The sequence below is a fragment of the Marinomonas sp. THO17 genome (assembly GCF_040436405.1).
In the GTDB taxonomy this organism is placed as follows: domain Bacteria; phylum Pseudomonadota; class Gammaproteobacteria; order Pseudomonadales; family Marinomonadaceae; genus Marinomonas.
The window spans coordinates 2,583,969-2,601,372 of sequence record NZ_AP031575.1 but is presented as its reverse complement, the minus strand read 5'-3'; the positions used below and the strand labels follow the sequence as shown (position 1 = coordinate 2,601,372).

Here is a 17,404-nt window from a genome sequence, read left to right as displayed (position 1 = left end):
AAAAGCCCTCATGGAGAGGGCTTTGCAAACTATTTTAGGTAGATCAGTCAAACTGACCATCACCCATCGCCAAACGAATTTTCTTCATGGCGTTCTTTTCAAGCTGACGAATACGTTCAGCAGAAACTCCATATTCATCGGCTAATTCATGTAAAGTAGACTTACCATCCGACAACCAACGTTGCACCAGAATATTACGACTACGTTCGTCCAAATCGGCCATAGCGAGTTCAAGACGTTGATTAGAATCTTCTTCCCAATTGCCGTTTTCCAACAATAACGCCGGATCAGAGCGATGATCCTCTAAAAACTGCGACGGAGCCTGAAACGCACTGTCATCGTCATCGTCAGCAGACGCATCAAACGCCATATCTGAAGCGCTTAGACGCCCTTCCATTTGACGAACCACGTCTGGCGTCACACCAAGATCATTAGCCACCGACTCGACCTCAGAATTACTAAACCATGACAAACTCTTTTTCGCACTACGCAAGTTAAAGAACATTTTGCGCTGCGCTTTAGTGGTTGCCACTTTCACAATACGCCAGTTTTTCAGAATAAATTCATGAATTTCAGCTTTGATCCAATGCACCGCGAAAGAAACCAAACGCACACCCACTTCAGGATTAAAACGTTTTACGGCTTTCATCAAACCAACGTTACCTTCTTGGATCAAATCACCTTGAGCCAAGCCATAACCTGAATAACTTTTTGCAATGTGCACAACAAATCTCAAATGTGACATGACGAGTGTACGCGCCGCTTCCAAGTCTTCTTGATAATAAAGACGTTCTGCTAAGGCTTTTTCTTCATCAGCAGTTAAAATCGGAATACGACTTACTGTTTGCACATACGACTCAAGGTTCTGACCTGGAGTCATCATATCTATAGGCTGAAGAGCTTTACCCATCTCTATTTCCACCTTTTAATTGTTCATACCCTGTATGACAAAAATACTAACAAGTTAATTCTGCATATGTGTGACATAAATGTGGATATAACGTGGCGAATGCATTTTGTTGAGCGATCGCCGCTTTATCTCACTGCAGCTCCATATCTTTGATGTGTCGGTTTACCGCAATCCAAGCACCGACTACACCAATTAATGCACTAATAGTTAAACATAAAACAATCTCATCTGCATTAAAAGTCTGCAATTGAAAATCGCTTTGATACAAATCAATCAAGCGCTCAGCAGGAGCACTCACCCACCAGCTAAGCACCAAAATACATAGGCTAGCAAAGATTCCACCCAACAAGCCAAACCAAAAGCCCATGTACAAAAATGGACGACGAATATAAGCGTCCGTCGCTCCTACCAGCTTCATTACCAGTACTTCATCACGACGATTTTCCACCGCTACACGAATGGTGTTCCCCACAATAAGAAACACGGCAATCACCAATAAAACCGATAATGCATAAGAAAAACGCTGACCAAAACTCAAGATATTGGCAAGACGCTGTAACCATTGTGCATCTAATTCGGCGATTTCTACTTCTGGGTTGTTGGCCAACTCATCACGTAGCACCTGTAAACTAGACAATGTCGTTACGTCAACCGACTCCCGCGGGATCACTCTTAATACGATTGGTAAAGGATTTTCGGACAAAGAAGACAGTGTTTGTTCATAACCGCTAGAGCGCTCAAAGTACCTCAAACCTTCTTCTTTCGAAATATACTCCACCGAATCCACATCCGCTTGCGCAGAAATACGGTGTGATAGAGCCAATGCCTCGGTATCTTCTAAGTTGGGGAAAAGATACAAGGTAATGACAGACTGCTGTTCCCATTGGTCCGTAACGGTTTGCACATTTTTCAGTGCCACATACAAACCTCCCGGCAAGGACAAAGCAATGGCAATCACCATAATGGTCATCACACTAGCAAGCGGATAAGTCAACAAGCGTGTAAAACTTTCCGTCAAGGTGGTTTTATGCTGACGGAAATACAAGCTCATGTTAAATCGATTCCGCGACGGCCAATGATGCTTTGTGGCTTTCACAGAGGCACGGGTAGCGCCTCGTTGATTGGGCTTTTGCGCCATCAAGCAAACCCTCCATCATTGACCATTCGACCTTGATTCAAGGTCAAAACGCGATGACGCATACGCGCCACCAAAGCCAAATCGTGACTGGCAACCAACACAGTAACACCGACACGATTAAACTCTTGAAACAGGTTCATGATTTCCGCAGACAATTTAGGGTCCAAGTTACCCGTTGGCTCATCCGCCAGCAGCAACTGAGGCTTGTTTACCACGGCACGAGCAATACCTACCCTTTGTTGCTCTCCGCCTGACAAGGCCATAGGGTTAAACTTTTCCTTGTCCAACAAGCCCACCTTATCCAGTGCAGCTCGCACTCGCTTAGCCACCTGCTCGTGGTCTGCACCACTCACCTGCAAAGGTAAAGCAACATTATGAAAAACACTGCGGTCAAACAGCAATTGGTGATTCTGAAACACCACACCAACACGACGTCTATGCTGCGGAATAGCACGGCGACTTAAGGTCCGTAAATCAATACCGTTGATAAAAATTTGCCCTGATGTTTGACGCTCAATCATCATCATGAGCTTCATCAAGGTACTTTTACCTGCACCAGAGTGGCCAGTTAAAAATGCCATTTCACCTTGCTGCAAATGAAAACTCACCTGCGACAAAGCTTCCTGACCGCTGTCGTACTTCTTACCTACGCGCTGAAATTCGATTTCCACTCTGCTTCACTGTCCTGTTTCAAAGGTGATTAATCTTGATCCCCTGCAAACAGAGCATCAATAAATTCTTGGGCAACAAACGGACGTAAATCATCAGCTTGCTCACCAACGCCAATATATCGAATCGGCAAGCCAAACTGTTTGGCAATGGCAAAGATAATACCGCCTTTTGCAGTACCATCAAGCTTAGTAAGAGTGATACCAGATACACCCACTGCTTCTGAAAAAAGTTTCGCTTGGCTAATGGCATTCTGACCCGTTCCCGCATCCAACACCAACATCACTTCATGCGGCGCGCTTTCATCCAACTTTTTCATCACACGAACGACTTTAGACAATTCGTTCATTAAGTTTTGTTTGTTTTGCAAACGCCCAGCTGTATCGGCAATCACAATATCAATATTTTTCGCCTTTGCAGACTCAATCGCATCAAAGATAACAGAGGCCGAATCAGCGCCCGTATGTTGCGCCACAACAGGAACATTATTTCGTTCCCCCCAAACCTGCAACTGCTCTACCGCAGCTGCACGGAAAGTATCGCCTGCGGCGAGCATCACACTCTTACCTTGTGCTTGATACTTTTTCGCCAACTTACCAATAGTAGTGGTTTTTCCAACGCCATTAACACCCACCATCAAAATAACAAAAGGGCCGTCCGCTTTGCTTGGCTCAAGCTCTTGTTGTGACAGGCCTAGAATCCCTTGCATATCAGCTTTTAAGTGTGTCATCAAAGCGTCGGCATCTTTTAATTCTTTACGATTTAGCTTTTCTATTAATCCTTCAATCAAGGTTCGCGTAGCGTCGATACCAACATCCGCCATCAACAACTGTGTTTCCAGTTCTTCTAACAAGTCATCATCAACTTTATTACTGCCACTGATGATGGAAGACAAACCATTACCTAAACCATGTCGGGTGCGAGACAAACCTGATTTAATTCGCTCTGACCAAGACAAAGCAGGCTCTTCTTCTGGCTTGTCAAGCTGTGTAGACGCTTGCTGCTCAGATACAGGCTGTTCGCTTGTCAAAGGCGTTATATCTGCAGACATGGCTTGTGACGAAGAATCTTGAGCTTCAGTTGAAGGCTTTTCCACTTCACGGGCTGCAACGTCTTTTTGTTTAGCGACCGCAATATCTGCTCTCATTTTGTTGACAAAACGGCGACGAATCACAAAGGCTAATACCGCCAACAGGATACCAATTATCATAGGAACAAAGCGGGCGTATTCACCAAAATATGGGGTTAAAAAAGCAATAATCTGATTCACAACTTCCATTAAATTCATCTCTTCGTTTTGGCTGATGCAGTTAACACCAGTGAAATGCTATTATAAAACTCTGCGTCATTGTGGTGGACGCACAAAATGATTATTTTATCATCATTCTGATTAGCAATCAGGCCTGTTTTTACACTATTTAGCCTGTGTTTAGGTCTTCTAAAGGTGCTCTAATGCGCGACACAAATAAGCCTCTTTTCAGCCGCCCAATGTTGGCTGTCATTATGCTCTTCTCTAGCTTGGCAATTTGGCTACTTAATCTGACTGCACCAAGTGCAAACTTGCCGCAAACCAGTATCCAAGAATGGTCAACAAAATCGAATATTCCAGTTATCTGGCTGAATCAAAAAGACTGGCAAGGCAGCGATAAATTGGAAATCCGCTTCAGCTTTCGCGCCGCCAACACCAATACCAAACTCATTCAGTCCACCATGGCCATGTTAATGAGCGATGCCTTACCCCTTAGTACAGCATCGATCAATCAGCGTCTCTCTCCTTTAGCCGCAAGCGCCATGACCTATTATGATCATGAAAATCAAGTCATCGGACTCACCATCAGCAATGATCCAAATTATCTGATTCCAGCGTTAAAGCTCGCTAAAACTTGGCTAACAGAAACCAAATTCAAAACACGCACTTACACCAATTGGCTTGACCGCGACCCTTATCAACACGAGCCACTACACGAACTAGAACAAGTACTGTTTGTAAAACCTAGCACGCTACCACAAGAGCAATTCAGTCTTTCAGAAGTAAAGAATTATTACCAAAACATGACCCAATCTGTCTCCGCCATCTACTTAACCGGAGATTTGTCTGATCGAAGCAAAGCACTTGTAGAAGCGGCCTTGAACGCCATCACTGAGAACTTTTCTCCCAACACAATGGAAAATGATATACAGATAACCTCAGTCAGCACGGTAATTCAGCGACATCATGGTGAGCTTTGGCAGACTCGCAGCGCAGTGGCTCTCACCCCATTAAGTAACGTCACTCAATGGCTCAGTTTACAAATATGGGGGGCCGATTTAGTCAACAAACTTAATAACGAAGAAAAAATCAATTTTGTTCAACTCAATCTGACGTTAGCACCTCAACATCCTTGGGTAGGTTGGAATGTACAATATCATCTAAATGATACCCTAGACGCTAGGACGCCATCGACTGGAGCACCGCAATTGAGCCTTAAAAGCTTTGTGTTTGCTGAACAAATCCCATCAAGCAATGATAAAGACGGCTTTAATGCACTTCGTGAACAGTTATTGCAACAAATTGAGCAAAACGCTCAGTCGCCAACTTGGTGGGCGCAGATTGCTAGCCAAGTAAGTCACCAAAATACTGAACTAACGTTAGAAAAGTTCGCTAACAACTATCGAGAAGCTGTGGATAATTTCAATTTCCAAGCCTATCAAGAGGCATTAAAAGAATTATTTAACGCACAAACATATCAAGAAATTCAGGTTTACCAATGACAAAACGTCCCTCTTCTAAGCATAATAGCGTTAAAAATAAGCATAATAGCGGTAAAAGCAAAACTGCAAAATTACGTATCATTGGGGGAGAGTGGCGCTCACGGCAATTACCCATTCCCGATTTGGAAGGTCTAAGACCTACACCAGACCACGTACGTGAAACTTTATTTAACTGGCTCAGCCCCCATGTGCCAGGAGCGGTTTGTGCAGATCTCTTTTGTGGCTCTGGCGCCTTAGGCTTAGAAGCCTTATCCCGTGGTGCAAAGCATGTCACCTTTGTGGATAGTGCCCTACCAGTAACCAAGCAAATGCTGAACAATCTAACAACATTACAAACGCATCAAGGACAAGTGATTACCCAAGGTGCCGAAAGTTATTTACAACAGTCTCCTCAAAACAAATTTGATCTCGTCTTCCTTGACCCCCCTTTCCGTAAAGGCTGGTTAGAAAAGATAATACCCCTATTGCAAAATGACTGGTTAGCAGAACGTGCATTGGTGTATATAGAGATGGAAAAAGAAAGTTCTTTACCAGAGTTGCCCGTACACTGGCAGCTTAAAAAAGAGAAAACGGCCGGACAATTGACGTATCGTTTATTCGAAGTGATTTGCCCCCCAATGAAAACTTGAGTGATTTGCCAGGTTAGAAATAGTTCATACTGGCTGAATACGCAATACTTGGATATTAAAGAGGCTTCTTTTAAAGACGCCTTAAAATTACAAAAACCTTAAACGCACTATAAAAGGGCAAAAATCAATCAATATTCTCAACCAAACCTAGCATTTACTGCGTTCATACATATTATTGACCTGTGCACAGTATTTGCATAGGCCATGCATCATCTAGATAAGTCAAATTCTAATTGATCCATTAACCGCTCAAAAGGCAGGTAGGTGTAAGCAATGCTCAATAACCTTTCTTTTAAATCCAAACTCATACTGTTACTAGTCTCCGCCATTGTTGGCTTTGTCTTGGTGACCTTTGTTGCCATTGAAGGCTTATCTTCACAGCAAAATGCCAACAACGAACTTAGGACGCTGTCAAAAATTCAAGCATCAAATGATCAAGTCAGCATTAATATGCTGGCCAGTGCTGATAACTTGCGCTCTGTCACCAGCAGTAATATTGAACAATATGTTCAGAAGGTAAAAGATCAGGCCCTATACAACGAAAATATTATTAAAGAAAACATGGCATTAGCCAGTAATGACGAGCTCAGAGCATTACTTGAGGCCAATTTAATTAAGATAGAAGACTATAGCCAATCACTTCTGGCGTTGGTAAATAAACAAAACCTTATTGGCTTTGATTCAACCTCAGGAATGCGCGGCGAGATTGATCAACTTGGCGCAAAGCTCACTGACGATATCAGCAGCTTAAGTTTATTAAAGCGTGAATTCTCTAGTGTAAGACAAGCCGAAGCCAGCTATCTGTCTGACCCAACCGCCGATAATCTTGAAAAATTTAGCGCCAATTTCGAAAAGTTTGATCGTCGAATTTCAAACTTTGGTTTTCAAAGTACTCATGGTGTCACAGCAAACGCCTATCATGATGCCATCCTAAAATATGGTGAAGAATTTCAATTATTAAAAAACATTGAAGAAACTTTTGATAACTTTAAACAAATTTTTAATACCAGCCAGATCGAAGCCAGTAAACTCATTGAGCAACTTCTGGTTAATGCAGAAGCAGACTCAGAAAGCAGCTCTAACAAAGCCAACGCCACTTTACTGGTTGTAAGCTTGGTAGTTATCGTACTGGCAACCTTATTGATGATTACTATTGGCCGCAGTGTAAACGCTTCTTTGAAAAGCATTGGCAATGATCTAAATAATGTCAAACAAGGTGACATGACAACCCAGGTAGCAATTAACACCAAGCGTAATGATGAATTTGATTTGTTAGGCACTTCCCTAAATGAAATGGCCAAAGGACTCAATAGTGTACTTAAAGATGTGGTGACCACTACCGACACTTTTACCACTATGTCTACCGATTTGAACAATACCATAGGCAATATTTCCAGCAGCAACCATGTGGTTAATCAACGCACTGATTCGCTGGCAACCGCCACAGACGACATTTCCAGTCGTCTGACTGAACTTTCTAACACCACAGAATTGTTAAAAAACCAATCGAATGATACTTACCAATCTGCTAAAGCGGGCGCTGATACCATAAACAAGGTATTAACCAGCATCAATGACACAGTCAATGTAGTACAGGTTATCAGCGAACAATTAAACCATCTTGGTCAATTATCAAAAGACATAGATAATGTGATCTCTATGATCAACGATCTTGCCAATCAAACTAACTTATTGGCACTGAATGCTGCCATTGAAGCCGCTCGCGCTGGTGAAGCCGGACGCGGGTTCTCTGTAGTGGCCGACGAAGTACGCGCTTTGGCGGAAAAAACCGTGGATGCAACATCGAAAATTACAGAAATCGTTAGCACCATTCAAACCTCTACTCACTCTGCCATCACCACCATGGAAAGCGGTAAATCCAATTTAAGTGTTATCAGTGAAAATGGCAGTAAAGCAGAAGAAGCCATGCGTAATATTGAAAACTTCGCCATGACAGGCACAAAATCAACGGATTCCATGGCTGCTGCGATTCAGGATGTAGCCAGCACTGCTGTTCAAATGAGTGCAGAAATGGATCAAATTGCCCAGCAACTGACAGAAGATACAGGGTCAATCGACATAATGGCTGACAAGACGCAACAGATTCAGCAATTATCACAACAACTGGCTGAGAAAACGCGTGTTTTTAGCCTGGCTTAAAATCCATTCACACAGACGCCCCCTTAATTTAGTCTCTGTCTCTAAATAGGGGGATTTGCCCTATCTTCACTTGATGGTATTCCGCTCAGCCGCTAGACTGTGTGGATTATTTTTCGAGTCTGTTTCCTCATCAATTTCGTGGAAACATGGATATTTCATTAGGATTATCAAAACACATGCCAGACGCCATTCCTGCTGATTCTGTGGGCATAGTCATACCTCAGACAGCGCAATTCGACGAGCCTCTAACCTTAGCTTGCGGGCAAACCTTGGCATCGTATCAGCTCATTTATGAAACCTATGGCACTCTGAATCAAGACGCTTCCAATGCCATTTTGATTTGCCATGCTCTAAGTGGAGACCATCACGCAGCCGGCTATCACGACCTAGCAGATAAAAAACCCGGTTGGTGGGATTCTGCCATTGGTCCGGGAAAAGCCATCGACACCAATCATTTTTTTGTCATTGCTTTAAATAATCTTGGCGGCTGCGGCGGTTCAACTGGACCCACCAGTATCAACCCAGCCACAGGTCAGGCGTGGCAAGCTGATTTTCCTATTGTCACAGTTGAAGACTGGGTAGAAAGCCAAGCACGCCTAGCAGACAGACTTGGTATCGAAAGCTTTGCTGCTATTGTCGGAGGCAGTCTTGGTGGAATGCAAGTTCTGGAATGGAGCATTCGCTATCCTGAGCGTTTGCAAGCTGCTGTTATCATTGCTTCGGCACCCAAATTATCGTCACAGAACATTGCTTTCAATGAAGTGGCGCGTCAATCCATTCGTCGTGATCCACACTTTTTTGACGGACAGTATTTAGCAAACGACTCGGTACCGACCAATGGTTTAGGTTTGGCCCGCATGTTGGGGCACATCACCTACTTATCAGACGATGCCATGGGGGAAAAATTTGGTCGCCAGAGGCGTCACGAGTCTTATCAATACAATTATGGCATTGAGTTCGAGATTGAAAGCTATCTAGGTTATCAAGGCGAAGCTTTTACCAAACGCTTTGATGCCAATACTTATATGTTGATGACCAAAGCATTGGATTATTTTGATCCAGCCGCACAAGCCAATGGTGATTTGGCTGCAGTATTGAGCCGTGCAAAATGTGAGTTTTTATTGGTGTCTTTCACCACTGATTGGCGTTTTTCACCCCAGCGCAGTGAAGAAATTGTCAACGCCTTGATAAAAGCAGGAAAAGCGGTGTCGTACGCTAAAATTGAAGCCACTGAAGGTCACGACGCTTTTCTGTTTCCTATTCCACGTTACATGCAAGCTTTGAGTAGCTTTTTAACGCGCATTGCTAATCAAGTAACTGCTGATGGTCAGCAAAAGGAGTCAGCCAATGCGTCCTGATTTAGAAATCATTGATGAATGGATTCAGCCCAACATTCGTGTTTTGGATTTGGCTTGTGGTCCGGGTGAATTGCTACACCACCTCATTACAGAAAAACAAATCCATGGCTATGGTCTGGAAATCGATGCTGACGATCTGAATACCTGTATCCAAAAAGGCATCCCTGTATTAGAACAAAACATTGATGAAGGTTTGCAAAACTTTGACGAACAGAGTTTTGATTTAGTTTTGATGACTCATGCCCTACAGCAATTTCGTCGTCCTGACTTATTGATCGACGAAATGCTTCGCATTGGTAAAGAATGCATCATTACCTTCCCTAACTTTGGTCACTGGCGCAGCCGCCTGCATTTGGCACTAAAAGGTCGCATGCCTGTGTCTGAGTTTATGCCATACAATTGGTACGACACACCCAACATCCACTTCTTCACCTTTCAGGATTTTGAGCGTTTATGTCAGGAGAAGAACATCAAAGTATTACGCTGGGCTGCAGTAGACGGTCAACTCAAAGACCATTGGTGGATCCGCTCCATGCCGAACCTTTTCAGTGAAACGGCGATTTTTCACATCAGTCGTAACAACTAATTTTCCGTCAGGCTGTCAATACAATCCCAGCCTGACCGAAGCTCATTTTGAGGACATTTCCGTGAATGAAATCCTAGTCTTAGCCAGCAATAACGCTGGTAAAATCAAAGAGTTCAACGCCCTACTTAGTGGCCTTGGCTTTGACGTCAAAGCACAAAAGGAATTCGCTGTGGAAGACGCAGATGAAACCGGTTTAAGCTTCATTGAAAACGCCATATTAAAAGCACGCCACGCTTGTGAAAAAACCGGCTTGCCCGCACTAGCAGATGATTCTGGTATTGAAGTGGATTACTTAAATGGGGCCCCCGGAATATATTCAGCACGTTTTGCTGGCGAACACGGTAACAACCAAGCGAACAATGAACTGCTTCTACAAAAGCTGGCAGGTGTCCCTAGCGAACAAAGAAGTGCCCGCTTTCATTGTGTATTGGCGTATTTACGCCACAAAGACGACCCCACACCAAAAGTCTTCCATGGTGTTTGGGAAGGTAGAATTTTAGAGTCTTTGGCAGGTCAAGAAGGCTTTGGCTATGACCCATTATTCTATGTACCTGAGTACAACTGTAGTGCAGCCAGTTTACCAAAAGAAGTGAAAAACCAAATCAGTCATCGCGCCAAAGCGTTAAAACAATTATTAGCTGCCTTCCAACAGGATGCCGCTAAGTGAGTACCCTTCTACCGCCACTTAGCCTTTATATCCATTTGCCTTGGTGCGTCAAGAAATGTCCCTATTGTGACTTCAATTCTCACCAAGCAGATCGTTTTCATCAAAAAGGCCAATTACCGGAAGAAGCTTATTTACAGCAACTGCTCGCCGATTTAGACGAAGATATGGCATATGTTGCCAATCGACCTATTCAAACGGCCTTTATTGGCGGTGGCACACCCAGTTTAATGAGCGAAGATTTTTATTATCAATTAATGGATGCGCTGCGCAGTAAACTTAGCTGGGTAGAACAGGCGGAAATCACCATGGAAGCCAACCCAGGCACATTCGAGCAAGAAAAATTTCGTCACTTTCGTCAAGCAGGCATTAACCGTCTATCCATTGGTATTCAAAGTTTTCAACCTAAGCTGTTGAAAACCCTAGGAAGAATCCACAACCGAGAGGAAGCTATTCTGGCTGTGGAAAAATCACGCGCTGCTGGCTTTGACAACATCAACCTGGATTTAATGCACGGCCTACCAGAACAAAGCCTTACCATGGCAATGGAAGATTTGTCGCTGGCTATTCAACTCAACCCCGAACATCTATCTTGGTATCAACTAACCATAGAACCCAATACCGAATTCTATCGTCGCCCTCCGACTCTGCCAGAAGATAACACTTTATGGGAAATCCAAGACGCAGGACAGACATTGCTGAACCAACATGGCTACCATCAGTATGAAGTCTCAGCCAACGCTAAAACAGGTCGACAAGCAGCTCATAATCTGAACTATTGGCGCTTCGGAGATTATCTCGGCATAGGCGCAGGTGCTCATGGAAAAATCACATTAGTTAATGGTCAAATATTTCGTACTCGAAAGACTCGTCACCCAAATCATTATCTCAATAATCTGCCTGCAGCCTTAGTCACTAAGGAAGCCATTGCACCACATGACATGCCTCTAGAATTTATGATGAATCGCTTACGTCTGTTTGAAAGCTTTAATCTCATGGAATATCAACAATATGCACAAAAAAGCATACCAAAGCATCTGATGGATTCTTGCCAAACTGCTTTAGAACGCGGCTTGTTGGATGCTCAAGCTTGGCAAAATCAGCGCATTCAAACCACAGAAAAAGGCAAACTTTTTCTCAATGAATTACTTGAACTCTTTCTTTAGATAAGATTTAACTCGCCTTATATGGTTTGACATCTAAACAAATTGATGTAACGCTTACTTCGACTATGATAAAAGATCATCTTGAATGAGGTCTTTTTACTCAGTCTAGTTGGAGCTATCAAAATAGTGATGCCAGTCAATCATAGTTTCACCATGAAAATGCCATTTTGTTTTGACCCCTTAACACTCACACTCTTTGAGTTTTATGTTGATTCATATGCATATGATCAAAAAAAGAACAGAATACGTCGCGATAAGAACATTGCTCAATAACCTACTCTTATAGGGTTATTAAGGGCCACTGTTTCTAGTGCATGTGATTTTCATTGTGAAATAGAAAAAGGCTGGCTGAGTTTTCACTAAATCAGGAGAAAAATATGAGTAATAAAACACCTGACAGTGGTCGGGCGGAATACGACACTTCTTATAAAGTGGGTCAGGACAACGTCCAGTTTCTCGGTTTGGATGTATTAAACCCTGTTTTCAGTACCAGTGCTATCATCATACTCGCCTTCATCATTGGCAGTATTCTTTTCCCTTCCGATGCCAGCGCTTTACTTTCTAGCGCAAAAAACTGGTCTATCAGTCATTTTGATTGGTTCTTCATGGTCGCTGGTAACCTCTTTGTTCTATTTTGTTTGGCTCTGATTCTCTTGCCATTCGGTAAAATTCGTCTTGGTGGTACAGAAGCCAAAGCAGAACATTCTACCCTTACTTGGTTCTGTATGTTATTTGCAGCAGGAATGGGAATTGGTCTGATGTTCTGGAGTGTGGCGGAACCGGTAGCTTACTACACTGGCTGGTATGGCACCCCATTTGACGTTATGAAAAATACCCCTGAAGCTAAAGATGTAGCCATGGGCGCAACCATGTTCCATTGGGGTTTACATCCATGGGCCATTTATGCGGTTGTCGCACTATCACTTGCCTTTTTTGCTTATAACAAAGGTCTACCACTGACCATACGCTCTGCTTTTTATCCACTTTTTGGTGAGAAAGTATGGGGGGGGATTGGTCATGTAATCGATATTATTTCGGTTATTGCGACCATCTTCGGTTTAGCAACATCACTTGGTTTTGGTGCTCAACAAGCCACCAGTGGTTTGGCTTTCCTATTTGGACTGCCTAACACATTAACTACCCAAATTTTAGTTATTTGCGGTGTTACTGCCGTAGCCATTTTCTCTGTCGCGCGAGGCCTTGAAGGTGGTGTGAAACTGCTTTCTAACGTCAATATGATCATTGCTGCAATATTGGCTATTTTCATTGTGATAGTAGGCCATACAGGTGCTATTTTCGCTGCTATCGGTTCTTTCCTATTGAATTATGTGGAAAACATCATTCCACTAAGTAATTGGATTGGTCGTGAGGATGAAACCTTCTATCATGGTTGGACGGTATTCTACTGGGCTTGGTGGATTTCTTGGTCACCATTTGTTGGTATGTTTATCGCTCGTGTTTCACGTGGTCGTACCGTTCGTGAATTCATCATCGCAGTACTGCTAGTGCCCACACTCGTTACACTTGTATGGATGGCTGTTTTCGGTGGTTCTGCCATTGAGCAAGTACAAAATGGCGTTGGCGCTCTGGCCAATGGCATCAGTGATTCATCTTTGGCTATGTTCCAAATGTTTGAAAATCTACCACTAACTGCCATTACTTCTTTTGTGGGTATTGTGCTGGTATTGGTGTTCTTCGTAACCTCTTCTGACTCTGGATCCTTGGTTATTGATGGTATTACGGCCGGAGGTAAAACCGATGCCCCTATGATTCAACGAGTTTTCTGGGCGGTATTGGAAGGCATCATTGCTATTGCTTTACTGGTTGGAGGTGGTTCTGAAGCACTAGGAGCAATTCAGGCTGCTGCTATTACCATTGGACTACCTTTCACTCTGTTGATGTTAATCATGTGTATCAGTTTATGGAAAGGTCTACGCAGTGACATGCACTTGTATAAATAAAGCTATATAAATATTCAAAGGGCGGCTTAGACCGCCCTTCTTGTTTCAATACAAAAAATACACTATTATCTGCGCATCTTAGGGGAGTAATCTTCTTCGTTTTACGAAGATTCTTTGTCAACATAATTGGGCCTCACGCTCATGGCAAAGAAGTCCTGATGCCAAGTACAGGATTGATGAGACTTAAGACAAGAACTTGACTCTGGTGGGCTCAAGTTGTTTGTCTTTTGTATTATCGCCCACCTAGGACATATCAATCGATGGAAGCCCTGTTTACTTCTACCTCAACCGTTGCCTTAGCCGAAATGGGCGATAAAACTCAATTATTGGCTCTATTTCTTGCTACTCGTTTTGCCTCCAAAATAAACATTGTATTAGGTATATTATGTGCAACTTTACTAAACCATGCCGTGTCGACCTGGCTCGGTATAGAATTAGCACAATGGTTTCCAGCTAATATCATCAACTGGATTGTAGGCTTCAGCTTTATCGCAGTTGGCCTCTGGTTATTGATTCCCGATAAAGACGAAAGCGCAGACAATCAGCTACTAAAATATGGCGCTTTTTGCGCTACTTTCATGCTGTTCTTCTTAGCCGAAATCGGTGACAAAACGCAAGTCGCCACTGTCTTACTCGGAGCGCACTATGGCAGCATGTGGGCTGTCTTACTAGGTTCCACTGTGGGTATGATGATGACCAACGTACCGGTCATTTTTGCTGGTCGCTGGTTGATGGATCAAGTAAATGCCAAGCGCACTCGTCAATTAGCTTGCCTACTCTTCATTATCATTGGCATGATTACTCTGGTCACGCCTTATCTGCAATAAAAGGTTTCACTATGGATGTTGAATTAACCGAGATTTTAGACGCCCTATGCCAATATGCTCCCTTCAATGAAATTGCAGATGAAGCCCCCTTGGCAGACATGACAAAAGAAATCGAGATTCAGTATGTGCGGGCAGGAGAATGGGTCATTTCTCCCGACGCCTTTAATAACACCCTGTTCTTCATCCGCAGCGGCGCAATCGAAGTGCTCAATAAAGACAATATACTGATACGTCGCATGAACGAAGGAGAACTCTTCGGTTATGCCTCTATACTCAGAGGTGGTAAGTCTTCACAAACCATGAGAACCATAGAAGACAGCCTACTTTATCGCATCCCAGCCCGTTGGTTTATTAAATTGTATGAAGAGAACGATACCTTTTCAGACTTTTTCGAACTGGCTCGTGAAGTTCGCTTGCGACTCGCCATGGATTCGCAAAGCTCTGATGTTTCTCTCATGACCTGTCCCGTAACTAGTTTATTAAGACGACAGCCCATCAGCACTCAAGCGGATTCAAATTTACTGACCGCCGCGCAAATCATGACAGAACATCGGGTTTCTAGTTTGCTGATCACAAATCAACAAGAGCTGATTGGCATAGTCACCGACCGGGATTTGCGCACCCGTGCTTTGTCAAAGGGACTGCCTTTTGACACCCCTATCGCCGACATCATGACAGCTAACCCTATTGTGCTTGATAGTCATGATTATGCCTCTGAAGCCGTTCTCAAAATGATGGCTAGTAATGTTCATCATTTGCCCATCATTAAAGATGGTAAGCCTATTGGCGTCATTAGCGCAGGTGATATTGTTCAAAGAGAAAGTCATGGCAGCGTCTATTTAATCAGTGATATTTTTAAGCAGAGTAATATTGCAGGTCTGCAAAACATCAGCCGTAAAATGACCCATACCTTTACTCAACTGGTGAATGCTGACGCTAACACGCAAATGATAGGTAATGCCATGTCCCACATTGGTATCGCCTTTGTAAAGCGACTACTCCAATTAGCAGAAGAAAAATTTGGCAAACCGCCAGTACCATATTGCTTTGTTGCCTTGGGTTCACAAGCTCGAGAAGAACAAACCATTAAAACCGACCAAGATAACGCACTGATTCTGAGTGATAAATACGACCCTAAAGCGCATGGTGAGTATTTTGCCACACTCAGCAATTGGGTCTGTCAGAACTTAGACAAATGTGGTTACGACTTGTGTAGCGGCGACATCATGGCGTCTAATCCACGCTGGCGTCAGCCATTAAGCGTCTGGCAAGATTATTTCAGTCAATGGATTCGTGAGCCCAAAGCAGAAGCCTTATTAAGACTGTCCATCTTCTTCGATCTACGTGGAATTTATGGTGATAAAAGTCTCGCTCTTCAGCTCAATCGACACATACGCAAAGAAGCCAAAGAACACACGGGCTTTTTAACCTTTATGGCACGTAATGCCAACCAGAGAAAACCGCCTCTCGGCTTCTTCCGGCAGTTCGTGCTCGACGGCGAAGGTAAGCAGTCACGTACTTTCAACCTCAAAGAAAGAGGCATTGCACCAATCATTGACATAGTACGTGTACATGCTTTGGCCATGGGTAGCGATAAGTTAAATACCTTTGAGCGCCTTGAAGACATTGAAGACGCAGGCCTATTACCTGATGGTCGCGCTAAAGATTTGACTCTGGCACTGGAAATGATTGGTATGGTACGAATTCGACATCAGAAAGAACAAATTGATTCAGGAGAATCGCCTAACAATCATGTTAATCCTGCCAATTTGTCATCCTTTGAAAAACGCCATCTCAGAGACGCTTTTGACATAGTTGCTCGTCAACAAGAATTTATTAAATTCCGCTATGCGGGAAAGCGCAGTTAAGTTATGGCAATGCATATTTCCAACCAACACAGCGAGCCTCTTGATTGGCCAAATCTCTTTAAAAAGTGGGCAAAAGAAGCGCCAGAAGGGGCATTAAAACGCTATTATCAAGCAGGGATGATTGCGGCTAATACACCATTAAAAGACGTGCCCTTACTGGCCTTAGACCTTGAAACCACTGGCTTAGATCCGAATAACGACGAGATCATCAGCTTGGGCTTGATCCCCATGAAACACAATGCCATTCGTTGTCAGGGAGCAGGTTACTGGATGGCAAAGCCAAAAAAAGCTTTGCATGCCGAATCGGTCACCATTCACGAAATCACTCATTCTGAGCTTACCGATGCACCGCAATTGGATCACATTTTGGACGACATCTTGGATGTCATGTCAAAACAAGTCCTGGTAGTACATTGCGTGGCGATTGAAAGGCAGTTCCTTCTAGAGGCCTCCTTGAAACACTATGGTTACCCTTTGTATTTTCCTGTTTTGGACACCATGGACATAGAGCGGCAAGCACAACACAAACCTTGGTGGAGACAGTTTGGTAAAGCGCCGTCATTGCGTTTAGATGCTTGTCGACAGCGCTACCATTTGCCGAGATACAAGGCCCATCACGCATTGACAGATGCCATATCATCGGCGGAATTGTTACAAGCTCAAATAGCTCATCACATGGACCTTGCAGCCCCAATTAGTCGCTACTGGCTGTAGGAG

15 protein-coding genes and 1 riboswitch are annotated in these 17,404 nt (G+C 43.5%); of the genes, 11 read left to right on the top strand and 4 right to left on the bottom strand.

Annotated elements, in window-relative coordinates:
* Positions 1-43: 43 nt before the first annotated feature.
* The 4 genes from rpoH to ftsY all read right to left on the bottom strand — a co-directional run bounded on the left by rpoH (position 44) and on the right by ftsY (position 3,996).
* On the bottom strand, positions 44-910 hold the full coding sequence (gene rpoH, locus ABXS85_RS12360) for an RNA polymerase sigma factor RpoH (RefSeq protein WP_353666840.1): 867 nt from the start codon (positions 908-910) through the stop codon (positions 44-46).
* A 130-nt stretch (positions 911-1,040) separates the two neighbouring features.
* The gene (gene ftsX, locus ABXS85_RS12355; RefSeq protein ID WP_353666839.1) at positions 1,041-2,048 is read right to left on the bottom strand and encodes a permease-like cell division protein FtsX; all 1,008 of its coding nucleotides are present in this window, start codon (positions 2,046-2,048) and stop codon (positions 1,041-1,043) included.
* Positions 2,048-2,719 carry a cell division ATP-binding protein FtsE gene (ftsE, locus tag ABXS85_RS12350; RefSeq protein ID WP_353666838.1) on the bottom strand — a complete coding sequence of 224 codons (672 nt, stop codon included), beginning with the start codon at positions 2,717-2,719 and terminating at the stop codon, positions 2,048-2,050. The genes ftsX and ftsE overlap by 1 nt, the downstream gene beginning before the upstream one ends.
* Positions 2,720-2,748: 29 nt before the next feature.
* Positions 2,749-3,996 (bottom strand): signal recognition particle-docking protein FtsY, encoded by a 1,248-nt coding sequence (gene ftsY, locus ABXS85_RS12345; RefSeq protein ID WP_353666837.1) that lies wholly within the window; start codon positions 3,994-3,996, stop codon positions 2,749-2,751.
* A gap of 173 nt (positions 3,997-4,169) precedes the next feature.
* On the opposite strand from ftsY, the gene ABXS85_RS12340 reads away from it, so the two are divergent.
* The 11 genes from ABXS85_RS12340 to ABXS85_RS12290 all read left to right on the top strand — a co-directional run bounded on the left by ABXS85_RS12340 (position 4,170) and on the right by ABXS85_RS12290 (position 17,401).
* Positions 4,170-5,468 (top strand): insulinase family protein, encoded by a 1,299-nt coding sequence (locus ABXS85_RS12340; protein WP_353666836.1) that lies wholly within the window; start codon positions 4,170-4,172, stop codon positions 5,466-5,468.
* The gene (gene rsmD / locus ABXS85_RS12335; protein ID WP_353666835.1) at positions 5,465-6,097 is read left to right on the top strand and encodes a 16S rRNA (guanine(966)-N(2))-methyltransferase RsmD; all 633 of its coding nucleotides are present in this window, start codon (positions 5,465-5,467) and stop codon (positions 6,095-6,097) included. The genes ABXS85_RS12340 and rsmD overlap by 4 nt, the downstream gene beginning before the upstream one ends.
* A gap of 273 nt (positions 6,098-6,370) precedes the next feature.
* Complete coding sequence (locus ABXS85_RS12330; RefSeq protein ID WP_353666834.1) at positions 6,371-8,257, top strand: HAMP domain-containing methyl-accepting chemotaxis protein; 1,887 nt, start codon at positions 6,371-6,373, stop codon at positions 8,255-8,257.
* Positions 8,258-8,433: 176 nt separating this feature from the next.
* On the top strand, positions 8,434-9,615 hold the full coding sequence (locus ABXS85_RS12325; protein WP_353669778.1) for a homoserine O-acetyltransferase: 1,182 nt from the start codon (positions 8,434-8,436) through the stop codon (positions 9,613-9,615).
* Positions 9,605-10,201, top strand: a complete 597-nt coding sequence (metW, locus tag ABXS85_RS12320; RefSeq protein WP_353666833.1) for a methionine biosynthesis protein MetW — start codon at positions 9,605-9,607, stop codon at positions 10,199-10,201. The genes ABXS85_RS12325 and metW overlap by 11 nt, the downstream gene beginning before the upstream one ends.
* Before the next feature lie 61 nt (positions 10,202-10,262).
* Positions 10,263-10,868, top strand: a complete 606-nt coding sequence (locus ABXS85_RS12315) for an XTP/dITP diphosphatase (protein ID WP_353666832.1) — start codon at positions 10,263-10,265, stop codon at positions 10,866-10,868.
* Entirely contained in the window at positions 10,865-12,031 is a 1,167-nt protein-coding gene (hemW, locus tag ABXS85_RS12310) for a radical SAM family heme chaperone HemW (RefSeq protein WP_353666831.1), read from the top strand. Before ABXS85_RS12315 ends, hemW begins: the two co-directional genes overlap by 4 nt.
* 377 nt (positions 12,032-12,408) lie before the next feature.
* A complete protein-coding gene (locus ABXS85_RS12305) occupies positions 12,409-13,992 on the top strand; it encodes a BCCT family transporter (RefSeq protein ID WP_353666830.1) in 1,584 nt (527 codons plus the stop codon).
* Between the two features lie 69 nt (positions 13,993-14,061).
* Positions 14,062-14,166: riboswitch (yybP-ykoY riboswitch) on the top strand.
* 86 nt (positions 14,167-14,252) lie between these two features.
* Positions 14,253-14,819 (top strand): TMEM165/GDT1 family protein, encoded by a 567-nt coding sequence (locus tag ABXS85_RS12300; RefSeq protein ID WP_353666829.1) that lies wholly within the window; start codon positions 14,253-14,255, stop codon positions 14,817-14,819.
* Positions 14,820-14,830: 11 nt separating this feature from the next.
* Positions 14,831-16,687: a DUF294 nucleotidyltransferase-like domain-containing protein gene (locus ABXS85_RS12295; RefSeq protein WP_353666828.1), complete on the top strand. Its 1,857-nt coding sequence runs from the start codon at positions 14,831-14,833 to the stop codon at positions 16,685-16,687.
* A gap of 3 nt (positions 16,688-16,690) precedes the next feature.
* Positions 16,691-17,401 (top strand): 3'-5' exonuclease, encoded by a 711-nt coding sequence (locus ABXS85_RS12290; protein WP_353666827.1) that lies wholly within the window; start codon positions 16,691-16,693, stop codon positions 17,399-17,401.
* Positions 17,402-17,404: the final 3 nt, after the last annotated feature.

Bases quoted from the DNA above. Each gene is read 5' to 3' on its own strand.
- rpoH (WP_353666840.1), bottom strand. From the start codon at position 910: ATGGGTAAAGCTCTTCAGCCTATAGATATGATGACTCCAGGTCAGAAC.
- ftsX (WP_353666839.1), bottom strand. From the start codon at position 2,048: ATGGCGCAAAAGCCCAATCAACGAGGCGCTACCCGTGCCTCTGTGAAA.
- ftsY (WP_353666837.1), bottom strand. From the start codon at position 3,996: ATGGAAGTTGTGAATCAGATTATTGCTTTTTTAACCCCATATTTTGGT.
- ABXS85_RS12340 (WP_353666836.1), top strand. From the start codon at position 4,170: ATGCGCGACACAAATAAGCCTCTTTTCAGCCGCCCAATGTTGGCTGTC.
- rsmD (WP_353666835.1), top strand. From the start codon at position 5,465: ATGACAAAACGTCCCTCTTCTAAGCATAATAGCGTTAAAAATAAGCAT.
- ABXS85_RS12330 (WP_353666834.1), top strand. From the start codon at position 6,371: ATGCTCAATAACCTTTCTTTTAAATCCAAACTCATACTGTTACTAGTC.
- ABXS85_RS12325 (WP_353669778.1), top strand. From the start codon at position 8,434: ATGCCAGACGCCATTCCTGCTGATTCTGTGGGCATAGTCATACCTCAG.
- metW (WP_353666833.1), top strand. From the start codon at position 9,605: ATGCGTCCTGATTTAGAAATCATTGATGAATGGATTCAGCCCAACATT.
- ABXS85_RS12305 (WP_353666830.1), top strand. From the start codon at position 12,409: ATGAGTAATAAAACACCTGACAGTGGTCGGGCGGAATACGACACTTCT.
- ABXS85_RS12300 (WP_353666829.1), top strand. From the start codon at position 14,253: ATGGAAGCCCTGTTTACTTCTACCTCAACCGTTGCCTTAGCCGAAATG.
- ABXS85_RS12295 (WP_353666828.1), top strand. From the start codon at position 14,831: ATGGATGTTGAATTAACCGAGATTTTAGACGCCCTATGCCAATATGCT.
- ABXS85_RS12290 (WP_353666827.1), top strand. From the start codon at position 16,691: ATGGCAATGCATATTTCCAACCAACACAGCGAGCCTCTTGATTGGCCA.